Source organism: Streptomyces sichuanensis, assembly GCF_020328095.1.
In the GTDB taxonomy this organism is placed as follows: domain Bacteria; phylum Actinomycetota; class Actinomycetes; order Streptomycetales; family Streptomycetaceae; genus Streptomyces; species Streptomyces cinnamoneus.
The window spans coordinates 50,915-74,909 of record NZ_JAIXMK010000061.1 but is presented as its reverse complement, the minus strand read 5'-3'; the positions used below and the strand labels follow the sequence as shown (position 1 = coordinate 74,909).

The window sequence follows — 23,995 nt, the reverse complement described above, 5'->3', positions numbered from 1 at the left end:
CTCGGCCTGCGGTGGCGCGGCCCGGGCCGGTCCGGCCCGCAGGTGAGCAGCCTCCGCGGCCCGCAGGGGCACCGTCCGCGGCGGCGCGGCCCACCGGGCGAATGGCGGGAGCGCGGCCGCGCCCCCCGCCAGGGCGGGCAGCGGTGTCATACCGGCGCCCCGCCCGCCGTGCGGCCGGTCTCCGCCAGGCGGCGGATCGCCGTCATCGGGACGGAGAGCCAGTCCGGTCGGTGACGGGCCTCGTAGAGCACCTCGTAGACGGCCTTGTCCGTCTCGTGCGCCCGCAGCAGCCGGGGGTCCTCGCGCGGGTCGTGGTGGACGGCGGCGTAGCCCTCGCAGAAGGCCGCCCTGGCCTGCTCGGCCCAGCCGGTGCCGGCCGCCCGGCCGACGGCCGCCGCGTAGTCGAACGAGCGCAGCATGCCCGCGATGTCGCGCGCCACCGGCTGCGGGCGGCGGCGCTCGGCCAGCGGGCGCGCCGGCTCGCCCTCGAAGTCGATGAGGGACCAGCGCCCGTCGGCGGCCGTCCGCAGCGCCTGTCCCAGGTGCAGGTCGCCGTGGACGCGCTGGGCGCGCCAGGTGCGCCCGTCACGGCCGAGTGCCGCGAGCTCCTCGTACGCCGCGCCCAGCGCCCGCCGGTACGGGCGCAGGGCCGGCACCGCGGTGACCGCGGCGTCGAGCCGGCGGATCATGCCGGCGGCGAGGTGTTCGAGCTGCGGGCGGCGCAGCACGACGGTGGGCAGGGCCTCGGCCAGCGCGAGGTGGACCTCGGCGGTGGCCTGGCCGAGGGCGCGCGCGGAGGCGGTGAAGCCGGCCTGCGTGGCGAGCGCGCCGAGCGCCAGCTGCCAGCCGTCGGCGGAGCCGGGCAGGAAGGGCTGCAGCACGCCGAGCGTCATGGGCTCTTCGAGGGCGCCGGGCGCCCGGGGCACCTCGGCCTCGAACCAGGCGGCGGGCGCCGGCACGCGCGAGCAGCCCACGTTCGCGAGTGCGCGGGGCAATTCGAGATCAGGGTTGGTGCCGGGGCCGACGCGACGGAAGAGCTTGAGGATATACGTTTCGCCGTAGACGGCCGAGGAGTTGGACTGTTCGGCACCCAGCAGCCGGGGCGCGAGACCGGGTGGAATGGTGGTGTCCGGTTCGCGGCTGAAACGCAGGGGCCCGAGCCGTCCCGGCACCCGCAACCGCTCCAGGAGGAGGGCGGCCAGCCGGGGGTCGGCGAGCCCCTCGTAGACGGTGCGGCCGCGCAGCGGGCCGCCCGTGGGGCGGCCGATGAGGGCGGGCGCGAGGTGCGGGGGCAGCACGTCCTGGATGCCGAGCAGCAGCTGGTAGCAGTCCTCGGCCGGGGCCGGATGGTGCGCCGGCTCGCCGGCTGCCGCGGGCTGCTGGGCGCGGACGAGGAGGTGGAGCAGGCCGGGGGCGGTGGAGCCACGGTGGTGGCGCAGGAGTTCGGTGGCCGCGACGAGCGTGAAGCCCGTGAGGGGGCGGCCCTTGCCGGCGAACCAGCGCTGCCGGGGCAGCCACTCGGTGAGCAGCGGGGCCAGCGACGCGAGCAGACCGTCGCCGGAGGCCCCGGTGGTGCGCGGGCCCGCGGGCGGAACGGTGGCGGCCGGTGGCACCGGAGGGTCCGGGGCCACCTCCCGGCGGGGTACGGCCTCCCGGCGGAACGGTGCAGCGTCCGACATGCGTCGCGTCCTTTCCCCGGGGCACACGACAGATTGGGCAAAGTGTCCCGGATTGCGGCTTCGGCCGGTGCGCGGTGCGGGACGTGTCGGGCGAGGATCGTCCGTACGGTCAGCGCCTGCGGCCCCTGTGTGCGGTGTCGTGCGGCTGCTGCAGTCGTTCCTGCAGCCCGTGCGTACGTGCAACCGTGCCATCCGTGCCGGCCCCTGCGGGCCGTGCGGTGGGGGCGGCCTCTTCGGGTCGTCCGCGTGCAGTAGTACCGGTGCCCAGGGTCCGGCGGGGGAAACCGCCCGTGCGCGGCCGGACCGGGGCCGCCGCGCACGGTGCCGGTTCAGGGGGTGGCGGCCGGCGGGACGTTGCGGCGCAGCCGGAACCAGTAGAAGCCGTGGCCGGCGAGCGTCAGCAGGTACGGCAGCTCGCCGATGGCCGGGAAGCGGACGCCGCCGATGAGCTCGACCGGGTGACGGCCGTTGAAGGTCCGCAGGTCCAGCTCGGTCGGCTGTGCGAACCGCGAGAAGTTGTTCACGCACAGGACCAGGTCGTCGTCTCCTTCCCCTGTGGGCGCTTCCCGGAGGAAGGCGAGCACCGCGGGGTTGCTCGACTGCAGCTCGGTGTACGAGCCCAGCCCGAACGCGTGGTTCTGCTTGCGGATCTCGATCATCCGGCGGGTCCAGTGCAGCAGCGAGGAGGGGCTGCTCATGGCCGCCTCCACGTTGGTGACCTGGTAGCCGTAGACCGGGTCCATGATGGTCGGCAGGTACAGCCGGCCCGGGTCGCAGGAGGAGAAGCCGGCGTTGCGGTCGGGCGTCCACTGCATGGGCGTGCGCACCGCGTCGCGGTCGCCGAGCCAGATGTTGTCGCCCATGCCGATCTCGTCGCCGTAGTAGAGGATCGGCGAGCCGGGCAGCGACAGCAGCAGGGCCGTGAAGAGCTCGATCTGGTTGCGGTCGTTGTCCAGCAGCGGGGCCAGCCTTCGCCGGATGCCGATGTTGGCCCGCATCCGCGGGTCCTTGGCGTACTCCGCCCACATGTAGTCGCGCTCTTCGTCCGTGACCATTTCGAGCGTGAGCTCGTCGTGGTTGCGCAGGAAGATGCCCCACTGGCAGCGGGAGGGGATGGCCGGGGTCTTGGCCAGGATCTCCGAGACGGGGTAGCGCGACTCCCGCCGCACGGCCATGAAGATGCGCGGCATGACGGGGAAGTGGAACGCCATGTGGCATTCGTCGCCGCCGTTGTCGTACGAGCCGAAGTAGTCGACGACGTCCTCGGGCCACTGGTTGGCCTCGGCCAGCAGCACCGTGTCCGGGTAGTGCGCGTCGATCTCGGCGCGCACCCGCTTGAGGAACTGGTGGCTGCGGGGGAGGTTCTCGCAGTTGGTGCCCTCCTCGGCGAAGAGGTACGGCACCGCGTCCAGCCGGAAGCCGTCGATGCCCAGGTCCAGCCAGAAGCGCAGGGCGGCCAGGATCTCCTCCTGGACGGCCGGGTTCTCGTAGTTGAGGTCCGGCTGGTGCGAGAAGAAGCGGTGCCAGTAGTACTGCTTGCGCACCGGGTCGAAGGTCCAGTTCGACGTCTCCGTGTCGACGAAGATGATGCGCGCGTCCTGGTACTGCTTGTCGTCGTCGGCCCAGACGTAGTAGTCGCCGTACGGTCCGTCGGGGTCGGTGCGGGACTGCTGGAACCAGTCGTGCTGATCGCTCGTATGGTTCATGACAAAGTCGATGATGACGCGCATGCCGCGCGTGTGCGCGGCGTCCACGAACTCCACGAAGTCGGCGAGGTCACCGAACTCCGGCAGCACCGAGGTGTAGTCGGAGACGTCGTAGCCGCCGTCCCGCAGCGGGGACTGGAAGAACGGCGGCAGCCACAGGCAGTCGACGCCCAGCCACTGCAGATAGTCCAGCTTGGCCGTCAGGCCCTTGAGGTCGCCGATGCCGTCGCCGTCACTGTCCTGGAAGGACCGTACGAGGACCTCGTAGAAGACGGCGCGCTTGAACCAGTCGGGATCCCGGTCCTTCGCGGGAGTGTCCTCGAAGGTGTCCTGGACGGGCTCGTTGACGATCATGGTGTGGGTGACCCTCCGATCGGTGAGGACGGTCGCAGCGAGAACACGTGCGCGGGCGCGATCGAACGGCCCGGCTCAAGGCGCACATAGTTGTCCCTGCCCCAGTGATAGGTCTCTCCGGTGAGCTCGTCGCGCACCGGGACGGACTCGTGCCAGTCGAGGCCGAGCTCCGGCATGTCCAACGAGACCGTTGCCTCCTGGGTGTGGTGGGGGTCGAGGTTGACGACCGTGAGGACGCAGGAGGAACCGGAGCGCTTGGAGTAGGCGATGACGGCCTCGTTGTCGGCGTCATGGAAGCGCAGGTTCCGCAGCCGGCGCAGGGCGGGCTGACGGCGCCTCAGCCTGTTCAGGGCCGTGATCAGCGGGGTGATGGTGCGGCCTTCCCGCTCCGCCGACTCCCAGTCGCGCGGCCGCAGTTGGTACTTCTCCGAGTCCAGGTACTCCTCGCTGCCGCTGTGCACCGGGGTGTTCTCGCACAGCTCGTAGCCGGCGTAGACGCCCCAGGTGGGCGAGAGCGTCGCGGCGAGCACGGCCCGCACCTCGAAGGCGGCGCGGCCGCCCTCCTGGAGGTAGGCGTGCAGGATGTCGGGCGTGTTCACGAAGAGGTTCGGCCGCATGCAGGCCGCGGACTCCCGCGACAGCTCCGTCAGGTAGTCGGTCAGCTCCCGCTTGCCGTTGCGCCAGGTGAAGTAGGTGTACGACTGCTGGAAGCCGATCGCCCCCAGCGTGCGCATCATCGCCGGCCGGGTGAACGCCTCGGCGAGGAAGAGGACGTCCGGATCCGTGCGGCCCACCTCGGCGATGACCTTCTCCCAGAAGACCACCGGTTTGGTGTGCGGGTTGTCCACCCGGAAGATCCGCACCCCGCGCGCCATCCAGAAGCGCAGCACGCGCAGCGTCTCGGCCACCAGACCGTCGAAGTCCTCGTCGAAGGCGAGCGGATAGATGTCCTGGTACTTCTTCGGCGGGTTCTCGGCGTGGGCGATCGTGCCGTCGGCGCGGTGGTGGAACCACTCGGGGTGCTTGCCGACCCACGGGTGGTCGGGGGAGCACTGCAGCGCGAAGTCGAGCGCCACCTCCATCCGCAGCTCCCGGGCCCGCGCCACGAAGCGCTCGAAGTCCTCGACCGTGCCGAGGTCGGGGTGGACCGCGTCGTGGCCGCCCTCGGCGGAACCGATCGCCCAGGGGCTGCCCACGTCGTAAATCCCCGCGCTCAGGGCGTTGTTGGGGCCCTTGCGGTAGGACGTGCCGATGGGGTGGACGGGCGGGAGGTAGACGACGTCGAAGCCCATGGCCGCCACCGCCGGCAGCCGCTGGGCGGCCGTGCGGAACGTACCGCTGCGCGGCGGCCGGCCCTCGCGCAGCACCGCGCCCTCCGACCGCGGGAAGAGCTCGTACCAGGAACCGAAGAGGGCGCGCTCGCGCTCCACCAGCACGGGCACCGGCCGGGAGGCCGTGACCAGTTCGCGCAGCGGATGGGCGGCCAGGGCCGCCCGCACCCGGGGGGCGAGCGCGGCGGCGAGGCGGTCCGCGCCCGGCCGCCCGGTGTCGCGCAGCGCGTCGACCGCGGCCAGCACCGCCTCCCGGCCCGCGGTCTTCGGCACCCCCGCCGCGGCGCGCTCCAGCAGCCGGGCGCCCTCCTCCAGCACCAGCTCGGTGTCGATCCCCGCCGGAATCTTGATCGCCGCGTGCTCCCGCCACGTCGTGACCGGATCGCCCCACGCCTCCACCGCGTACGTCCAGCGGCCCTCGCGGTCGGGGGTCACCTCGGCGCCCCAGCGGTCGGTGCCCGGGGCCAGCTCCCTCATGGGCGTCCACGGGCCGCACCGGCCCGCCGGGCCGCGCAGCACGACGTTGGCACCGACGGCCTCGTGCCCCTCGCGGAAGACCGTGGCGGTGACCTCGAAGGTCTCACCCGCCACCGCCTTGACGGGCCTTCGGCCGCAGTCGACGAGCGGGCCGAGGTCCAGGACGGGGATGCGACCGATCATGGGATCACCTGGCGAATCGACGGGACCGTGGGCAGGTCTGGCGAGTTCTGTACTTTCTATCTGTTCCGTCGGCAGTCGGCGGGGTGCGGGCATGACTGCTCCTGTCCGCATTCACTCGGGTGGGCTGAAGAGACGGATTCAAACTCGGGTCGTGCGGGAGTGGTGGAATTCCGGGCAGGACGACGAGAGGCCGCGGGTGAGGCGGCCGACCGGGCCCGTGCACACCGGGGGAGCTTTCCCACCGGGCCCGCCCCCGCATGCCGGGACCATATGAACTACTCGTGCGTAGCCCCCGCTGCACCCCGCGCGGAGGGCGGCCGTTCCTCCGTCACTCGTAGGGAGTCTGCTCGACCGGACGATCGCATGCAATGTGACGAAAGGGGGTAATCGGCGGCCGGGCAGAGGAATTGGCGCACGGCAGCGTCTTCGAAGGCCGTAGCGACATTTGGCCTTTGACAGTGCTGCTGTACGCGGGTCGTAAATCTGCCTAGTACTTTTCACCGCCCGACGGTCCCGCGATGGCATCAATCCGTTCGTCCACCGCCGGACGACCGCCCGCTCCCTCCGCACCGCTCGCCGCGGCGAGCAGCCCGAGCGCCGCCTCCGAGGGCGAGCCCGGCTCCGCGGTGAACGCCAGCAGGCCCTGGCCGCCGGTGTCCGGAAGCCGCAGCATCTCGAACGACAGCTCCAGCAGGCCCGCCACGGGATGGCGGAACGCCTTCACGCCCGAGGTGCACGCCCGCACCCGGTGCCCCGACCACAACGCCGCGAACTCCGCGCTCGCCACGCTCAGCTCACCGATCAGCGCGGCCAGCGGCCCGTCGTCCGGATGCTCGCCCACCGCCAGCCGCAGCGCGGCGACCGCGCGCTCCGCCTCCTCCTCCCGCCGCGGGTACAGCTCCCGCGACCGCGGGTCGAGGAAGAACAGCCGCTGGGTGTTGGGCCGCTCCGCCGCACGCTCCGGGGCGTCCGCGGCGAGGTGCCCGGCGAGCAGCGCGTGCCCCAGCGGGTTCCAGGCCAGCACGTCGTAGCGGTGGTCGATGAGGACCGCCGGCACGGCGGACATCGCGGCGACCAGCCGGCGGGCGCCCGGGGAGGCCACCGTCCGCGGGGCGGCCGGGCGCCGGGGCGCGCGCCGGGGGCGGGCGAGGTTGCGCAGGTGCGCGTGCTCGTCCGCGCGCAGGCGCAGCGCCCGGGCGATCGCGTCCAGCACCTCGTCCGAGGCGCCCGCCGCCTGCCCCTGCTCCAGCCGTGTGTAGTACGCGACGCTCACGCCCGCCAGCTGCGCCAGTTCCTCGCGCCGCAGGCCGGGGACGCGACGCGCCCGCCCGTACGACACCAGGCCGACGTCCTCGGGGCGCAGCGCGGCCCGGCGACCGCGCAGGAAGGTACCCAACTCCGCTGCTGTGCTCATGTGCGTGATCAACGCGGGCGGCGGGCCGGAATCTTCCCCCTCCGGCAGACGGGCGCACTTGCGCGCTTGGCCCGCGGCGGCGGCGGGCGCACCGCTACCGTCGTGACCGTGAAGGCCATTCGTCGATTCAGCGTGCGTCCCGTCCTTCCGGAGCCCCTACGACCGCTCAGTGAACTGGCGCGCAATCTGCGCTGGTCCTGGCACCCCGAGACCCGCGAACTGTTCCAGTCCGTCGACCCCGAGGGGTGGCGGGCCGCCGGCGGCGACCCGCTGCGGCTGCTGGGTTCGGTGTCCGCCACCCGGCTGGCCGCCCTCGCCGAGGACCGCCGTTTCCGGCGGCGGCTCGCGGCGGCCTCCGACGATCTGCACGACTATGTGACCGGCCGCCGCTGGTACCAGGAACAGCCCCCCGGGCTGCCGGCGGCCGTCGCCTACTTCTCCCCCGAGTTCGGCATCACCGCCGCCCTGCCGCAGTACAGCGGCGGCCTCGGCATCCTCGCCGGCGACCACCTCAAGTCCGCCAGCGACCTGGGCGTCCCCCTCATCGGCGTCGGACTGCTCTACCGGCACGGCTATTTCCGGCAGTCCCTCTCCCGCGAGGGCTGGCAGCAGGAGCACTATCCCCTGCTCGATCCCAACGAGCTCCCGCTGGCCATGCTCCGCGAGCCCGACGGCACCCCGAGCAGCGTCACCCTCGCCCTGCCCGGCGGCCGCTCCCTGCGGGCGTACATCTGGAAGGCCCAGGTCGGCAGGGTGCCGCTGCTGCTCCTCGATTCCGACGTGGAGGACAACGGCCCGGGCGAGCGCGACGTCACCGACCGGCTCTACGGCGGCGGGAGCGAGCACCGCCTGCTGCAGGAGATGCTGCTGGGCATCGGCGGGGTGCGCGCGGTGCGCACGTACTGCCGGCTGACCGGGCACGCGGAGCCCGAGGTCTTCCACACCAACGAGGGCCACGCCGGCTTCCTCGGCCTCGAACGCATCCGCGAACTGGTCGAGGTGGGCGCCGACTTCGACGCCGCCCTGGAGTGCGTGCGCGCCGGCGCGGTCTTCACCACCCACACGCCCGTCCCCGCCGGCATCGACCGTTTCGAGGCGTCCCTGGTCGCCCGGCACTTCGGCGAGGGTGGCGAGCTGCCCGGCATCGACGTCGGGCGCGTCCTCGCCCTCGGCCGGGAGGACTACCCCGGCGGCGAGGACGGCCTGTTCAACATGGCCGTCATGGGCCTGCGCCTGGCCCAGCGCGCCAACGGCGTCTCCACCCTCCACGGCCAGGTCAGCCGGGAGATGTTCGCCGGCCTGTGGCCGGGCTTCGACGCGGAGGAGGTGCCCATCACCTCCGTCACCAACGGCGTCCACGCCCCCACCTGGGTGGCCCCCGAGGTGCTCCGGCTGGGCGCCCGGCGGATCGGCCTCGCCCGGGCCGAGGACGCCCTGACCGTCGGCGGCTCCGAGCGCTGGGACTCCGTCGCCGACATCCCGGACGCCGACATCTGGGAGCTGCGCCGCACCCTGCGCGAGCAGCTGGTGGAGGAGGTGCGCGAGCGGCTGCGCGCCTCCTGGCGGGCGCGCGGCGCCGGCACGGCCGAGCTGGGCTGGATCGACGGGGTGCTCGACCCCGACGTCCTCACCATCGGCTTCGCCCGGCGCGTGCCCTCCTACAAGCGCCTGACGCTGATGCTGCGCGACCGAGAGCGGCTCACGGAGCTGCTGCTGCACCCCGAGCGGCCGGTCCAGATCGTGGTGGCGGGCAAGGCCCACCCGGCGGACGACAGCGGCAAGCGGCTGGTGCAGGAGCTCGTCCGCTTCGCCGACGACCCGCGCGTGCGCCACCGCATCGTCTTCCTGCCCGACTACGGCATGGCGATGGCCCAGAAGCTCTACCCCGGCTGCGACGTGTGGCTGAACAATCCGCTGCGGCCGCTGGAGGCGTGCGGCACCTCGGGGATGAAGGCCGCGCTCAACGGCTGTCTGAACCTCTCCGTCCGCGACGGCTGGTGGGACGAGTGGTACGAGCCGGACTTCGGCTGGGCCATCCCCACCGCCGACGGCGCGGCCATGGACGAGGACCGCCGCGACGACCTGGAGGCCACGGCGCTGTACGACCTGCTGGCCCAGCGGGTGGCGCCGCGCTTCTACGACCGGGGCGCGGGCGGGCTGCCGGGCCGCTGGATCGAGATGGTCCGCCGGACGCTGGCCACGCTCGGCCCCAAGGTGCTCGCCGGGCGGATGGTCCGCGAGTACGTCGAGCGGCTGTACGGGCCCGCCGCCGAGGCGCAGCGCGCCCTGGACCCGACGGCGGCCCGGGAGCTGGCCGCGTGGAAGGCACGGGTGCGGGCGGCCTGGCCGGCCGTGGCCGTGGACCACGTGGAGGCGGTCTCGGACGGGCCGCTGAACGGGACGGCCGAGCTGGGCTCCACGGTGTCGCTGCGGGTGAGCGTGACGCTGGGCGAGCTGGAGCCCTCGGACGTCGAGGTGCAGGCCGTCGCCGGTCGGGTGGACGAGGCGGACCGGCTGACGCGCACGGTCGCCTTCCCGCTCAAGGCGACGGGCGCCCCGGGCCTGGACGGGCGGCGGCTCTACGAGGGCCCGCTCACCCTGGACCGCACCGGCCCCTTCGGCTACACCGTCCGCATCCTGCCCTCGCACCGGCTGCTGGCCGACGGCGCGGAGCCGGGGCTGGTGGCGGTGCCGTCGGAGGCGACGGGGGAGGCGGCGGGCGTGCTGATGCGGTGAACCGTCCGGGTTCCGGAAACGGCTGAGGCGCCGTCCGGGGGAGTCGTGCTCACCCCGGACGGCGCCTGGTTCACGCGGTGGTCACGGCGGACCGGACCGGATCAGAAGCTGAGCTTCCAGCCGTTGACGGTGCCGTCGTCGTTGGCGTAGACGTCCTGGACCTGGAGCTTCCAGGTGCCCGTCGCCGAGACGCCGGAGGCGTCCACGGTGTAGGTCTCCTTGACGTCCTCGGCGGAGTCCCACGCGTCGGAGGTCTTGAGGTTCCACGTCTTGCCGTCGGGGGCGACCAGGTCGATCTTGAGGTCACCGCGGTAGGTGTGCGTGATGTCCACGTCCACCTTCAGCGCCGAGGAACCGTTTCCGCTGCGGGTCACGACGATCGGCGAGGTGACGGCCGAGCCGGCGTCCGGGATGGCCACCGGGGTGGTGTTCTCGAAGACGCTGCCGCCGCCCGTGGTGTTCACGGTCCACTTGAAGGAGGCGGTGCCGGTCTTGCCGCCGGAGTCCTTGACCGTGACCGTCACGCTGCTGGTGCCGGTGGTGGTCGGGGTGCCGGTGATCAGGCCGGTCGAGGCGTTGATGGACAGCCCGGCGGGCAGGCCGGTGGCCGAGTAGGTCAGGGCGCCGGTGGTGGAGCTCGACGCCTTGATCTGCAGGGAGACGGCGGTGTTCACGATCGAGGTCTGGTCACCGGGGCTGGTGACCGAGACGCCGCTGGACATGCGGCTGCCGACGTTGATGGCCGCCCACGCGTTGGCCGTGTTGTTGTACGTCTCGCTGCCCACGCCGAACAGCTCGCCGGCGGCCCACAGGGTCGCGTCGCGGGCGCCCGCGTAGTTGGTGTTGGACTGCATGCGCTGGGTCAGCGCCTTGAACCAGATCTTGGCGGCGTTGTCGCGCCCGATGGCCGTCACGGGCTGGCCGTCGGAGGTCGGGGAGTCGTACTTGACCCCGTTGATCTCCTTGGCGCCGCTGCCCTCGGAGGCCAGGTAGAACCAGTGGTTGGCCGGGCCCGACGAGTAGTGCACGTCGATGCCGCCGAGGCCGGAGTACCAGGAGTCCTTCGACCGGCCGTCCTTGCTGGGCTTGTCCATGTAGCGCAGCGGGCTGCCGTTGCCGTTGATGTCGATCTTCTCGCCGACCAGGTAGTCGCCGGGGTCGCTGGGGTTGTTGGCCCAGAACTCCACGGCCGCGGCGAAGATGTCGGACGTCGCCTCGTTGAGGCCGCCGGACTCGCCGGAGTAGGTGAGGTTGGCGGTGGCCGAGGTGACGCCGTGGGTCATCTCGTGGGCGGCCACGTCGATCGACGTCAGCGGCTTGGCGTTGCCGGAGCCGTCGCCGTAGGTCATGCAGAAGCACTGGTCGGACCAGAAGGCGTTGACGTAGTTGTTGCCGTAGTGGACCCGGCTGTACGCGCCCTTGCCGTCGCCCTTGATGCCGCTGCGGCCGTGCACGTTCTTGTAGTAGTCCCAGGTGAGCTGGGCGCCGTAGTGCGCGTCGACGCCGGCCGTGGCCGCGTCGCTCGTGGAGCCGTTGCCCCAGACGTCGTCGGCGTCGGTGAAGAGCGTGCCGGTGCCGGAGGAGCCGCGGTTGAGGTTGTAGGTCTTGTGACCGCCGCGGGTGGCGTCGTTCAGCTGGTACGAGCCGCTCGACCCCGAGGTGCCGATGGTGACCTTGCCGCTGTACTGGCTGTTGCCGGTGCCCTGCTTGACGCCCTGGAACTCGAAGAGCCTGGCGCCGGTCCGGGCGTCGGTGATGACGTGCAGTTCGTTGGGCGTGCCGTCGTGCTGCAGGCCGCCGACGACGGTCTCGTAGGCCAGGACGGGCGTGCCGTTCGCGGCCCAGATCACCTTGCGCGGCGCCCGGTCGGCCTTGGTCGCCTTGGAGCCCTTGGCGGCCGCGGCCTTCAGGGCGTCCTTCTCGGCGCCGGCGGCCGCGAACGACGGGGTGGTCGTCGCCACCGCCATCCGTGCCTTGGTCGCCTTGGCGACGCTCCTGAGGCTGCCGCCCTTGGTCGCGTCGACCACGAGGTCGCCGCCGAGCACGGGCAGGCCGTCGTAGGTGCGCTCGTAACGGGTGTGCACGGTGCCGTTGACGTCCTTGCTGACGTCGCGGACGACCAGCTGCTCCTTGGCGCCGAGGCCGAGCGTCTTCGCGGTCTCCGCCTTGGTGGCGTTCGCCTCGCGTATGAGCTCGGCGCGCTGGGAGGGGGACAGCTTGGCGGGCAGGGCCCCGGGGTCGGCCTTGGCGAGGACCTGCCGGCCGGCGGCGGTCGTGTCGTCCGGGCGGGCGCTGGCGGTACCGGACTGCGTGCCGACGGCGAGCATCGCCGTCACGGCGACGAGCGCGCCGGTGGCGACGGCGCGGCGATGGGGGGTGGGTCTCACTCTGACTCCTTCTGCGGTGGCCACCATGAGGTGGGAGTGGCCGGTGGAGACCGGGTGGCGAGCTGGCCGCCCGGGCAGAGCACGGCAGAACACGATGGAGAAAGGGGGGAAACGAGCTGTTCGTCCGGCCTGGGCGACGGGAGAAGAGTGGGGGGCCTTCCGAGCCGGTCGAGGTGAGTCGAGGTGAAGAGTCCCACCGCCGCGCCGCAGGTGTCAGGAGCGCGTCAACAAGTTGGCCGGAAACTGTCCGTTGGCCAAAGATCCATGTCCGTATAACGGGCGCCCCGGCCGGCCCGTCCCGTGCGGCCCCCCGCAGGTCAGCCGCGCACGCGGCGGCCGTGACGCACGGGGCCGGAGCGGTTGCCTCCACCGCACGGCCGTCGGCCACCGGCGGGCGTCCGCCGGGGCTCCGCACGGTGGGCGGCCGGTGCCCCGCAGGGCCACCGGCCGCCGCTCACCCGGAATCCGGGCCCGGGCCGGGCGGCCCGGCCTCCGCGTCCGTCACGTCCTGCACCACCCGCCACAACAGCACCGAGCGTGCCCGCACCGGGACCCGGCTGCCCGCCTCCCGGCACAGGCCCGGCGCGGAGCGCTGGTCCTCCAGGGCGGTGTCGACGAGGAGTTCGTAGGACCGCGCCCACGGCGGCCCCGGCAGGGTGAAGCGGAGCGGACGCGGGCCGGCGTGCAGCACGGCGAGGAAGCTGTCGTCGGTCACCGGCGCGCCCTGCCGGCCGCGCTGCGGGATGTCCCGGCCGGAGAGGTACATCCCGAGCGTGGCGGCCGGCGCGTACCAGTCGGCCTCGGTCATCTCCGTGCCGTCCGCGGTGAACCAGGCCAGGTCCCGCAGCCCGTCGGCGCCGCGCGGGCGCCCGGAGAAGAAGGAGCGGCTGCGCAGCACGGGGTGGGCGCGGCGCAGGGCCAGCAGCCGGGAGCACAGCTCGGCCTGCGCCCGCCAGGCCGGGTCCTGCAGCAGGGACCAGTCGATCCAGCCGGTCTCGTTGTCCTGGCAGTAGGCGTTGTTGTTGCCGCCCTGGGTGCGGCCCATCTCGTCGCCCGCCACCAGCATCGGCACCCCGGTGGACAGCAGCAGCGTCGTCAGCAGGTTGCGCAGCTGCCGGCGGCGCAGGGCCAGCACGCGCGCGTCGCCGGTCTCGCCCTCGGCGCCGCAGTTCCACGAGCGGTTGTCGTGGGTGCCGTCGCGGTTGCCCTCGCCGTTGGCCTCGTTGTGCTTGCGCTCGTAGCTCACCAGGTCGCGCAGGGTGAAGCCGTCGTGGGCGGTGACGAAGTTGACGGAGGCGTACGGGCGGCGGCCGCCCCAGGCGTAGAGGTCGCTGGAGCCCGAGAGCCGGTAGCCCAGGTCCCGCACGTCCGGCAGGGCACCCCGCCAGAAGTCGCGCACGGCATCGCGGTAGCGGTCGTTCCACTCCGTCCACAGGGGCGGGAAGGCGCCGACCTGATAGCCACCGGACCCCACGTCCCAGGGCTCGGCTATGAGCTTGACCCGGCGCAGCACCGGGTCCTGGGCGATGACGGCGAGGAAGGGCGAGAGCATGTCCACGTCGTGCATCGACCGGGCCAGGGCGGCCGCCAGGTCGAAGCGGAAGCCGTCGACGCCCATCTCGGTGACCCAGTAGCGCAGTGAGTCCGTGATCAGCCGCAGCACGTTGGGCTGGACCACGTGGAGGGTGTTGCCGCAGCCGGTGTAGTCGGCGTAGCGGCGGGGGTCGGCCTGCAGCCGGTAGTAGCGGCGGTTGTCGATGCCGCGCAGCGAGAGCGTGGGGCCCAGCTCGCCGCTCTCGGCGGTGTGGTTGTAGACCACGTCGAGGATGACCTCGATGCCGGCCGCGTGCAGGGCCCGCACCATCCGCTTGAACTCGCCCACCTGCTCGCCGCGCGTCCCCGAGGCCGCGTAGGCGGCGTGCGGGGCGAAGTAGCCGATGGAGTTGTAGCCCCAGTAATTGCGCAGGCCGCGCCGCAGCAGGTGGTCCTCGTGGGCGAACTGATGCACCGGCAGCAGCTCGACCGCCGTCACCCCCAGCCGCACCAGGTGTTCGATCGCCGCCGGGTGGGCGAGCCCGGCGTAGGTGCCGCGCAGCCGTTCGGGGATGCCGGGGTGACGCATCGTGAAGCCGCGGACGTGCAGCTCGTAGATGACGGAGTCGGGCCACGGCGTCGCCGGACGCCGGTCGTCCGCCCAGTCGTCGTCATCGGCGACGACCACGCCCTTGGGGACGTGGGGGGCCGAGTCCCGCTCGTCGCGGACGCTGTCGGCGACGTGCTGCTGCGGCCAGTCGCGGACGTGCCCGTAGACCTCGGGCGGCAGCGGTGCTTCCCCGGGGCCGGTGAATTCGCCGTCCACCGCGCGCGCGTACGGGTCCAGCAGCAGCTTCGCGGGGTTCCACCGGGCCCCGGTCCAGGGGTCCCAGCGACCGTGGACGCGGTAGCCGTAGCGGCGGCCGGGCAGGACGCCCGGCACGAAGCCGTGCCACGTCTCGTGCGTCAACTCCGTCAACAGGTGGCGCGTTTCGCCGCCGCCCGGGGTGTCGTCGAAGAGGCACAGCTCCACGGCCTCCGCCCCGCCGGCCCACAGGGCGAAGTTCGTCCCCGGCACGGCCGTGCCGTCCGTCGCGTCCTTGAACAGCGCCCCGAGCGGGTCCGGGCTGCCCGGCCACACGACCGCGGCCGGGGCGGGGGCCGGCGGTGCGGTGCTCCCCGGACGGCCGTCCGCCCCGGCCGGTGCGGCGGGCGCCCGCCGGGGACGCACCTTCCCGAACCCGGCGTCCTCTCGTGCCCCTTGCTCGGCTGCGCTCGACACGTGTTCGCCTCCGGCGGCTCTCGGGTAGCGCGCCGGGCACCCGGCATCCCGGGGCCGGGTGTCTGGCGATGATGTCCTTCTCCCCGTTCTTCCCAGATCCAGGCATGCGCTCACACGTGTGATCGGGCGCAGCAAGCGAGTGCAGCCACGTTTCCCGCGGCGGGGCGCGTCGTTGGGCCGGGTGTGACACTTGCCCTCACGCGCGCGGTGCGGGGACTGGCCCTGGCGGCGCTGCTGGCCGCGCTCGCCGGGTGCGCCACCGTCGCTCCGCGGACCACGCTCACGGACGACGCACGCCCGGTGTCCGCGGGCGAGCTGATCCACGTCAGCCCCCGGGACCGGGCGGGCGGCGTGCCGCCGACGGAACGGCTGGAGGTGCGGGCGCCGCAGGGCCGGCTGGAGCGGGTGCGGGTCACCGAGCTCCGCGAGGGCGTGCCGCGCCCCGTCGAGGGCCGGATCTCCCCCGACGCGCACAGCTGGCGCCCCGACGCGGCCGGTCCCCTGGACCTCGCCGCGCGCTACGCCGTCGACGTGGTGGCACGGGACTCCTCGGGCCGCCGGACGGTCCGTCACACGGACTTCACCACCTACGTCCCCGAGCACCGGGTCATCGGCTACTTCACGCCCGAGCCGCAGACCACCGTGGGCACCGGGATGATCGTTTCCTTCGGCTTCAGCCGTCCGGTCACCGACCGCGCCGCCGTCGAGCGCGCCATCCGCGTGACCGCCCGCCCGGCCACCGAGATCGCGGGTCACTGGTTCGGGCCCACGCGCCTGGACTTCCGCCCGCGCACCTACTGGCGGCCGGGCACCCGGGTCACGCTGGAGCTGAGGCTGCGGGACGTGCGGGCCGCGGAGGGGGTGTACGGCGTCCAGCGCAAGACCGTCGGCTTCACCGTGGGCCGCAGCCAGTTCAGCCGGGTGGACGCGGCCGGGCACACGATGGACGTCGTGCGCGACGGCCGGCCGCTGGCCAGCCTGCCCATCACGGCGGGCGGCAACGGCAACGACACGTACAACGGCAAGATGGTGATCAGCGAGAAACACCCCATGACCCGGATGAACGGGAACACGGTGGGCTTCGGCGGCGAATACGACATTTCGGATGTACCGCATGCGATGCGGCTGACCGGGTCGGGAACGTTCCTGCACGGCAACTACTGGGCCGCCCCCGACACCTTCGGCGCCCTGAACACCAGTCACGGCTGCATCGGCCTGCCGGACGAGCGCGGCGGCAGCCCGACCAGCCCGGCGGGCTGGTTCTACGGGCAGTCCCTGGTGGGGGACGTGGTGGAGGTCGTCGGATCCCGGGAGCGGGTGGTCGCGCCGGACAACGGGCTGGGCGGCTGGAACCTCTCCTGGCGGGAGTGGCGGGCCGGCTCGGCGCTCGGCTGAGGCCGCCCCTGCGGACCCTGTGTCAGGTAACGGTTTGACCTGGCTGGAATCTGCCGCTTCACTTCGGTCACCGCCTTCACCACAGGCGCACGGTTCGTATCACCGCTCCCATTTGGGACTGAACGGTGACATACGCGAGGTCAGCGTTGTCGGTGGCGTGTGGTTATCTATCGACAAGCGCGCCTGTCGCGCTCAGGGGGCGCCGCGTGGCCGCGGGCCGTGCGAGGGGAGACGATCCGTTGTGAACGTGCAGCCGATACCGAGGAGCCGCGGGCGCCGTGCCGGCCTTTCCGCCGTGGTGCTCGCGAGCGTGCTGACGCTGGTCAGCGCCTGCAGCGGCGGCGACTCGGACGACGGCGGGAAGAACGGCGAGAAGGCCGCCAAGGGCCCCTCCGAAGCCGTCGTGAACGTCGCGCCCACGGACGGCGCCAAGGACGTCGCCACCAGCGGTGCGCTCAAGGTGACGGCGGACAAGGGCAACCTGACGTCCGTCAAGGTCGCCGACGCCAAGGGCAACACGATCGACGGCAAGATAACCGACGGTGGCGCGGCCTGGGAGCCGTCCAGCCACCTCGCGGCCTCCACGAAGTACACCGTGGACGCGATTGCCAAGGACAAGAAGGGGCGTACGTCCGCAAAGCACGCGGCGTTCACCACCCTCACCCCGCAGAACACGTTCGTCGGCTACTTCACGCCGGAGGACGGCAGCACCGTCGGCGTGGGCATGCCCGTGTCGGTCAATTTCAGCCGCGGCATCACCGACCCCAAGGCCGTCGAGCGTGCCATCAAGGTGACCGCCGAGCCGGCCGTGGAGGTCAAGGCCCACTGGTTCGGCAACGACCGCATCGACTTCCGCCCCGAGAAGTACTGGGCCGCCGGCACCAAGGTGACGGTCAACCTGAACCTCGACGGCGTCCAGGGCCGCGAGGGCGTGTACGGCTCGCAGACGAAGACCCTGAAGTTCACGGTCGGCCGCAGCCAGATCAGCACGGTCGACGCCAAGTCCCACCAGATGACGGTCGAGCGCGACGGCAAGGTCATCAAGACCGTCCCGATCTCCGCCGGCGCCCCCGCCAACCCCACGTACAACGGCCAGATGGTCATCAGCGAGAAGCACGAGGTGACGCGCATGAACGGCGCCACCGTCGGCTTCACCAAGGGCGACGGCAAGGGCGAGTACGACATCCCCGACGTGCCGCACGCGATGCGCCTGTCCACCTCCGGCACGTTCCTGCACGGCAACTACTGGTCCGGCTCCTCGACCTTCGGCTCGGCGAACGCCAGCCACGGCTGCGTCGGCCTGGAGGACGAGCGCGGCGGCGGCGACCCGAACACGCCCGCCGCGTGGTTCTACAGCAACTCCCTCATCGGTGACGTCGTGGTCGTCAAGAACTCCGATGACAAAACGATCCAGCCGGACAACGGCCTCAACGGCTGGAACATGCCGTGGTCCGAGTGGGGCAAGCCCGCCAAGGACGCCGGCAAGGACAGCTGACGGCTCCCGCTCCTCTCCAGCCCTTCCCGCGGCCCGGTGCACTGTGACCAAGTGCACCGGGCCGCGGGCCGTTAACGGGGGCTAACCTGCAGTCATGACTGTGCATCTTGAGGTAGCCGAAGGCGTCGGCACCGTCCGGCTGGACCGTCCGCCGATGAACGCACTGGACATCGCCACCCAGGACCGGATCAGGGAGCTCGCCGACGAGCTGACCCACCGCGACGACGTCCGGGCCGTGGTCGTCTGGGGCGGGGAGAAGGTGTTCGCGGCCGGCGCGGACATCAAGGAGATGCGGAACATGGACCACGCCGCCATGGTGGCGCGGTCGCGCGGGCTGCAGGACTCCTTCACCGCCGTCGCGCGCATCCCCAAGCCCGTGGTCGCCGCCGTCACCGGCTACGCCCTGGGCGGCGGCTGCGAGCTCGCGCTCTGCGCCGACTTCCGGATCGCGGCCGACAACGCCAAGCTCGGCCAGCCCGAGATCCTGCTGGGCCTCATCCCGGGCGCGGGCGGCACCCAGCGGCTCGCCCGCCTCGTCGGCCCGTCCAAGGCCAAGGACCTCATCTTCACGGGCCGTCAGGTCACGGCGGACGAGGCGCTCGCCATCGGCCTCGTCGACCGGGTGGTCCCGGCGGCGGAGGTGTACGAGCAGGCGCACGCCTGGGCGGCCCGGCTCGCCGCCGGCCCCGCCATCGCGCTGCGCGCGGCCAAGGAGGCGGTGGACACCGGCCTCGAAACCGACATCGACACCGGGCTCGCCATCGAGCGCAACTGGTTCGCGGGGCTGTTCGCCACCGAGGACCGGGAGATCGGTATGCGCAGCTTCGTGGAGGACGGTCCCGGCAAGGCCAAGTTCGTCTGAGTCGCGGGGCATTGCCCCGGAGCGCCCGGAAGGGTTCCCTCCGGGGATTGCCACTTGTGGGGGAATTCCGCCGGGTGCGCGCGACGCCGGGAACGGCCTGTCGCCGGGCCCCCGGCGATCTCCCCCGGGCCGGAGGTCGCTGCAGGTCAATCCCCGTTTTCCGGGTGGACTACGGCCAGTGGCATATGTCGCCGGAGGGCGCCGGAGCCTCACGCTCCGCTGCATCGAATCCCACCGTTCCCCTCCCTGACGGCTGGATGACGGCCATGATGGGGGCATGGCGGGCCTGGAGGGAACGGAGCAGCCACGGCAGCGGGTCGGCACGGCCCCTGCGCGGTGGACCCCGATGGTTGAGGACGAACTGGCGCTGAAGGCGCTCGAACTGAGCGGCAATCCGGGCCTCGGCGAGGTCAGGCTGCCCTCCCGCCCGCACTCCGCGGTGGCCGCCCGGCGGCTGACCCAGACCGTGGTGCTGCGCCACTGGGGGCTCCCGCCCCAGGTGGCCGAGCACGCGGTGCTGCTGGTCTCCGAGCTCGTGGGCAACGCCGTGCGCCACACCGGCGCCCGCTTCTTCGGGCTGCGCATGCTGCGCCGGCGCGGCTGGCTGCGGATGGAGCTGCGCGATCCCTCACGGGGCCTGCCGTGCCTGCTGCCGGTGCGGGAGACGGACGTCAGCGGGCGGGGGCTGTTCCTCGTCGACAAGCTCTCGGACCGGTGGGGCGTCGACCTGCTGGCGCGCGGCAAGACCACCTGGTTCGAGATGCGCGTGGTGGACCGGTGACGGCCGTACGAAGAAGCCCCCATCCGTCGTCGTGACGACGTGGCGGGGGCCTCTTCGTACGGCCGCGGAAGATTGGGGTGTGCTCCGCGGCGGTGATGACGACCTGGCCCGGGTCAATGGGGGTCGCTGCCGTCGACTATGTCACGCGCGGTACGCGAGGGCCAAAGTGAGACCTCTGTAATCCAAGGTGAGCTGCGCCACTGACCTTGTATTCAATGCATGGATCCGGGGAAATTCTTATCTTTATGCAAGGCGGTCGGTGCCCTTGCGGAGGCGACGGTAGCGGGTTGTGATGTCCTCGTGACGAGCGCCCCGTACCCGCCCACCCACTGGATACCGGCCAGCACCGGTAACTACACGGCCTCCGGCCGCCCCGGTGCGTACCCGGTCGACCGCGTCGTGATCCATGTGACCGAGGAGACCTTCCCGGACGCGATGAGGATCTTCAAGGACCCGCGCTCCAGGGTCTCCGCCCACTACATGGTCGCTTCCGCCGACGGTTACATCGGCCAGTTCGTCCGCGAACGGGACATCGCCTGGCACGCGGGCAACTGGCGGTACAACACCGTCAGCATCGGCATCGAGCACGAGGGCTGGATCCACCGCCCCGAGTACTTCACCGACGCCCTCTACCGGGCCTCCGCGCGGCTCACCTCCGCCGTCTGCGCCCGCTACGGCATCCCGCCGACCCGCGAGCACATCGTCGGCCACAGCGAAGTGCCCGGATCCACCCACGCGGACCCCGGTCCGCACTGGGACTGGGACCGTTATCTGGAGCTCGTGACCGGGGGCTAGTCTGTGCCGGTCAACGAAGCACACAAGGGGAGGCCCATATGGCTGACATGGACGCTGCGCGCACTGCTTTCGCCCGTTTCGACGTGGACGGCGACGGCTTCATCACGGCCGCCGAGTACAAGAGCGTGATGGCTCAGCTCGGCGACCACAACGTCACCGAGACGGTGGCCCAGGCCATCATCAACAAGAAGGACGGCAACGGCGACGGCGTGCTGTCCTTCGACGAGTTCTGGGCCTCCCTGAACCACTGACGGGCCGTGTTACGGACCGGGCCGCCGGGTCAGCGCCAGCCCCGCCGCTGTGCGCCGGCCCGTCGCCGCCGGTCGTTGCACAGCAGGCACCGGCCCCAGCCCTGCGGCAGCGGGTCGTCCTTGTCCCCGTAGAGGGGATCCACGGGCCCCCGCGGGTGCTCCGCGCAGCCCGTGGCGCCTATCCCCGCGCCCAGCGCGTTCGCGGCCGTCAGTGCCCGGCGCAGGGCGTCCAGCAGCTGGTCCGCCTCGTGCGGGGCGGGGGCTGCGGCGTCGAGGGAGAAGGCGATGTCCGAGGCGGTGTTGAGCGCGCTCTGGAGTTCGCGCAGGTCTGCGTAACTCATGCTCGCGAGCGTACGCGGCACCACTGACAACGGAAACGGCCTCCCCGCCCGGTGGGCGGGAAGGCCGCTTGAGTACCGGTGTCAGGCCCTCAGCACTCGATGACGTTGACGGCCAGGCCGCCGCGCGCCGTCTCCTTGTACTTGACCTTCATGTCGGCGCCCGTCTCCTTCATGGTCTTGATGACCTTGTCGAGGGACACGTGGTGCCGGCCGTCGCCGCGCAGGGCCATGCGGGCGGCGGTGACGGCCTTGGCCGCGGCCATGCCGTTGCGCTCGATGCAGGGGATCTGCACCAGGCCGCCGACCGGGTCGCAGGTCAGGCCCAGGTTGTGCTCCATGCCGATCTCGGCGGCGTTCTCGACCTGCTCCGGGGTGCCGCCCATGACCTCGGCGAGACCGCCGGAGGCCATCGAGCAGGCGGAGCCGACCTCGCCCTGGCAGCCGACCTCGGCGCCGGAGATCGAGGCGTTCTCCTTGAAGAGCATGCCGATGGCGCCCGCGGCGAGCAGGAAGCGCACGACGCCCTCCTCGTCCGCACCCGGCACGAAGTTCATGTAGTAGTGCAGGACGGCCGGGATGATGCCCGCGGCGCCGTTGGTCGGGGCGGTGACGACCCGGCCGCCGGCCGCGTTCTCCTCGTTGACGGCCATGGCGTAGACCGTGATCCACTCCATCGCGCGGGCCTGGGCGTCGCCCTCGGCGCGCAGCTGGCGGGCGGTGCTGGCGGCGCGGCGGCGGACCTTCAGGCCACCGGGCAGGATGCCCTCGCGGGACATGCCGCGGGTCACGCAGCCCTGCATCACGCGCCAGATCTCCAGGAGGCCCTCACGGATCTCCGTCTCCGTGCGCCACGCCTTCTCGTTCTCCATCATCATCGCGGAGATCGACAGGCCGGACTCGCGGGACATGCGCAGCAGCTCGTCACCGGTGCGGAAGGGGTACTTCAGCACCGTGTCGTCCAGGACGATCCGGTCCGCGCCCACCGCGTCCTCGTCGACGACGAAGCCGCCGCCGACCGAGTAGTAGGTCTTCTCCAGCAGCGGGGCGCCGCTCTCGTCGTAGGCGAAGAGGGTCATGCCGTTCGCGTGGTACGGCAGGGACCGGCGGCGGTGCAGGATCAGCTGGGACGACTCGTCGAAGTCGATCTCGTGGTCGGAGCCGATCTCGGCGCCGAGCAGCCGCAGCCGCTTGCTGGTGCGGATGCGCTCGACCTCGTCGTCGGCGGTCTCCACGTCGACGGTCCGGGGCGAGTGGCCCTCCAGGCCGAGCAGCACGGCCTTGGGCGTGCCGTGGCCGTGGCCGGTGGCGCCGAGGGAGCCGAAGAGCTCCGCCCGCACGGCGGTGGTCTGGGCCAGCAGGCCGTCCTTCTTCAGGCGGCCCACGAACATGCGGGCGGCGCGCATGGGGCCGACCGTGTGGGAGCTGGACGGGCCTATGCCGATCGAGAAGAGATCGAATACGGAGATGGCCACGGTGGCAGCTCCTCTGGGTCGGTGGTACGGGGTGGTACGAGGGGTGGTGCAGGGCGCCCGCGAGGTGGTGCGGGGCACCGCGCCCACCTCTCAGTGTGCGCGATGCGGGGGGCTTGCCGCGGTGGCCCATCTCACGCGGGCCACGGCAGCCGGTGCCGCGGCCCCGCGGGACCCCGGTCGCGGTGCGGGGCACCGGCCCACTCAAGGAGTGTGCCCGGTGCCCCGTACCGGCCGGTGAATCCCGCGCTGCGGTCCTACTTCAGGCCGGGGTACAGCGGGTGCTTCGCCGCCAGGGCGGTGACGCGGCCGCGCAGCGCCTCGGCGTCGAAGCCCGGCTTGAGGGCCTCGGCGATGATGTCGGCGACCTCACGGAAGTCCTCCGCGCGGAAGCCGCGCGTCGCCAGCGCCGGGGTGCCGATCCGCAGGCCCGAGGTGACCATCGGGGGGCGCGGGTCGTTCGGGATGGCGTTGCGGTTGACCGTGATCCCGACCTCGTGGAGGCGGTCCTCGGCCTGCTGGCCGTCCAGCTCGGAGTTGCGCAGGTCCACCAGGACCAGGTGCACGTCCGTGCCGCCGGACAGGACCGAGACGCCCACCTCGGCGACGTCGGCCTGCACCAGGCGCTCGGCCAGGATCTTCGCGCCCTCCAGCGTACGCTGCTGGCGCTCCTTGAACTCCTCGCTCGCCGCGACCTTGAAGCTGACGGCCTTGGCCGCGATCACGTGCTCCAGCGGGCCGCCCTGCTGACCGGGGAAGACCGCGGAGTTGATCTTCTTGGCCAGCTCGGCCGTGGAGAGGATCACACCGCCGCGCGGACCGCCGAGGGTCTTGTGCGTGGTGGTGGTGACGACGTGCGCGTGCGGCACCGGGGAGGGGTGCAGCCCGGCGGCGACGAGGCCCGCGAAGTGGGCCATGTCGACCATCAGGTACGCGCCGACCTCGTCGGCGATCCGGCGGAAGGCCGCGAAGTCCAGCTGGCGCGGGTAGGCGGACCAGCCGGCGACGATCAGCTTCGGGCGGTGCTCCTTGGCGAGGCGCTCGACCTCCTCCATGTCGACCAGGTTGGTCTGCTCGTCGACGTGGTACGCGACCACGTTGTAGAGCTTGCCGGAGAAGTTGATCTTCATGCCGTGGGTCAGGTGCCCGCCGTGGGCGAGGTTCAGACCCAGGATGGTGTCGCCGGGGCTGAGCAGGGCGAACATCGCGGCCGCATTGGCCTGCGCGCCGGAGTGCGGCTGCACGTTGGCGTGCTCGGCGCCGAAGAGCGCCTTGATGCGGTCGATCGCGATCTGCTCGACGACGTCGACGTGCTCGCAACCGCCGTAGTAGCGGCGGCCCGGGTAGCCCTCGGCGTACTTGTTGGTGAGGACCGAGCCCTGGGCCTCCATGACCGCGACCGGAGCGAAGTTCTCCGACGCGATCATTTCGAGGGTGGACTGCTGGCGGTGGAGTTCGGCGTCGACAGCGGCGGCGACGTCGGGGTCGAGCTCATGGAGGGAGCTGTTGAGAAGCGACATGAGT

General features: G+C 72.2%; 16 protein-coding genes. 7 read left to right on the top strand and 9 right to left on the bottom strand.

Annotated elements, in window-relative coordinates; all coding sequences use genetic code 11:
* Positions 1-146: 146 nt before the first annotated feature.
* The 4 genes from LE181_RS18805 to LE181_RS18790 all read right to left on the bottom strand — a co-directional run bounded on the left by LE181_RS18805 (position 147) and on the right by LE181_RS18790 (position 7,144).
* On the bottom strand, positions 147-1,679 hold the full coding sequence (locus LE181_RS18805; RefSeq protein WP_225662468.1) for a maltokinase N-terminal cap-like domain-containing protein: 1,533 nt from the start codon (positions 1,677-1,679) through the stop codon (positions 147-149).
* A 329-nt stretch (positions 1,680-2,008) separates the two neighbouring features.
* A complete protein-coding gene (gene treS, locus LE181_RS18800) occupies positions 2,009-3,739 on the bottom strand; it encodes a maltose alpha-D-glucosyltransferase (protein WP_225662467.1) in 1,731 nt (576 codons plus the stop codon).
* Positions 3,736-5,730 (bottom strand): alpha-1,4-glucan--maltose-1-phosphate maltosyltransferase, encoded by a 1,995-nt coding sequence (locus LE181_RS18795; RefSeq protein ID WP_225662466.1) that lies wholly within the window; start codon positions 5,728-5,730, stop codon positions 3,736-3,738. Before LE181_RS18795 ends, treS begins: the two co-directional genes overlap by 4 nt.
* Before the next feature lie 487 nt (positions 5,731-6,217).
* Positions 6,218-7,144, bottom strand: a complete 927-nt coding sequence (locus LE181_RS18790; protein WP_225662465.1) for a helix-turn-helix domain-containing protein — start codon at positions 7,142-7,144, stop codon at positions 6,218-6,220.
* 108 nt (positions 7,145-7,252) lie between these two features.
* Between LE181_RS18790 and glgP the strand changes: the two genes are divergently transcribed.
* Positions 7,253-9,880 (top strand): alpha-glucan family phosphorylase, encoded by a 2,628-nt coding sequence (glgP, locus tag LE181_RS18785; RefSeq protein ID WP_225662464.1) that lies wholly within the window; start codon positions 7,253-7,255, stop codon positions 9,878-9,880.
* Positions 9,881-9,981: 101 nt separating this feature from the next.
* On the opposite strand, the gene LE181_RS18780 is transcribed toward glgP, so the two are convergent.
* Positions 9,982-12,267 carry a M4 family metallopeptidase gene (locus tag LE181_RS18780; RefSeq protein WP_225662463.1) on the bottom strand — a complete coding sequence of 762 codons (2,286 nt, stop codon included), beginning with the start codon at positions 12,265-12,267 and terminating at the stop codon, positions 9,982-9,984.
* A 454-nt stretch (positions 12,268-12,721) separates the two neighbouring features.
* On the bottom strand, positions 12,722-15,082 hold the full coding sequence (gene glgX, locus LE181_RS18775) for a glycogen debranching protein GlgX (protein ID WP_372458408.1): 2,361 nt from the start codon (positions 15,080-15,082) through the stop codon (positions 12,722-12,724).
* Between the two features lie 183 nt (positions 15,083-15,265).
* On the opposite strand from glgX, the gene LE181_RS18770 reads away from it, so the two are divergent.
* The 6 genes from LE181_RS18770 to LE181_RS18745 all read left to right on the top strand — a co-directional run bounded on the left by LE181_RS18770 (position 15,266) and on the right by LE181_RS18745 (position 20,661).
* Positions 15,266-16,477, top strand: a complete 1,212-nt coding sequence (locus LE181_RS18770) for a L,D-transpeptidase (RefSeq protein ID WP_372458407.1) — start codon at positions 15,266-15,268, stop codon at positions 16,475-16,477.
* Between the two features lie 241 nt (positions 16,478-16,718).
* Positions 16,719-17,972, top strand: a complete 1,254-nt coding sequence (locus LE181_RS18765) for a L,D-transpeptidase (protein ID WP_372458406.1) — start codon at positions 16,719-16,721, stop codon at positions 17,970-17,972.
* A 94-nt stretch (positions 17,973-18,066) separates the two neighbouring features.
* Positions 18,067-18,834 carry an enoyl-CoA hydratase/isomerase family protein gene (locus LE181_RS18760; protein WP_225662462.1) on the top strand — a complete coding sequence of 256 codons (768 nt, stop codon included), beginning with the start codon at positions 18,067-18,069 and terminating at the stop codon, positions 18,832-18,834.
* A gap of 277 nt (positions 18,835-19,111) precedes the next feature.
* On the top strand, positions 19,112-19,615 hold the full coding sequence (locus LE181_RS18755) for an ATP-binding protein (protein ID WP_225662461.1): 504 nt from the start codon (positions 19,112-19,114) through the stop codon (positions 19,613-19,615).
* A 219-nt stretch (positions 19,616-19,834) separates the two neighbouring features.
* A complete protein-coding gene (locus tag LE181_RS18750) occupies positions 19,835-20,410 on the top strand; it encodes an N-acetylmuramoyl-L-alanine amidase (RefSeq protein WP_225662460.1) in 576 nt (191 codons plus the stop codon).
* 38 nt (positions 20,411-20,448) lie between these two features.
* Positions 20,449-20,661: an EF-hand domain-containing protein gene (locus tag LE181_RS18745; RefSeq protein ID WP_190109889.1), complete on the top strand. Its 213-nt coding sequence runs from the start codon at positions 20,449-20,451 to the stop codon at positions 20,659-20,661.
* 29 nt (positions 20,662-20,690) lie between these two features.
* Here LE181_RS18745 and LE181_RS18740 read toward each other — a convergent pair whose 3' ends face one another.
* The 3 genes from LE181_RS18740 to glyA form a co-directional block, all read right to left on the bottom strand.
* On the bottom strand, positions 20,691-21,002 hold the full coding sequence (locus LE181_RS18740; RefSeq protein WP_225662459.1) for a hypothetical protein: 312 nt from the start codon (positions 21,000-21,002) through the stop codon (positions 20,691-20,693).
* An 89-nt stretch (positions 21,003-21,091) separates the two neighbouring features.
* Positions 21,092-22,474, bottom strand: a complete 1,383-nt coding sequence (locus LE181_RS18735) for an L-serine ammonia-lyase (RefSeq protein WP_225662458.1) — start codon at positions 22,472-22,474, stop codon at positions 21,092-21,094.
* A 254-nt stretch (positions 22,475-22,728) separates the two neighbouring features.
* The gene (gene glyA / locus LE181_RS18730; protein ID WP_225662457.1) at positions 22,729-23,991 is read right to left on the bottom strand and encodes a serine hydroxymethyltransferase; all 1,263 of its coding nucleotides are present in this window, start codon (positions 23,989-23,991) and stop codon (positions 22,729-22,731) included.
* Positions 23,992-23,995 lie beyond the last annotated feature (4 nt).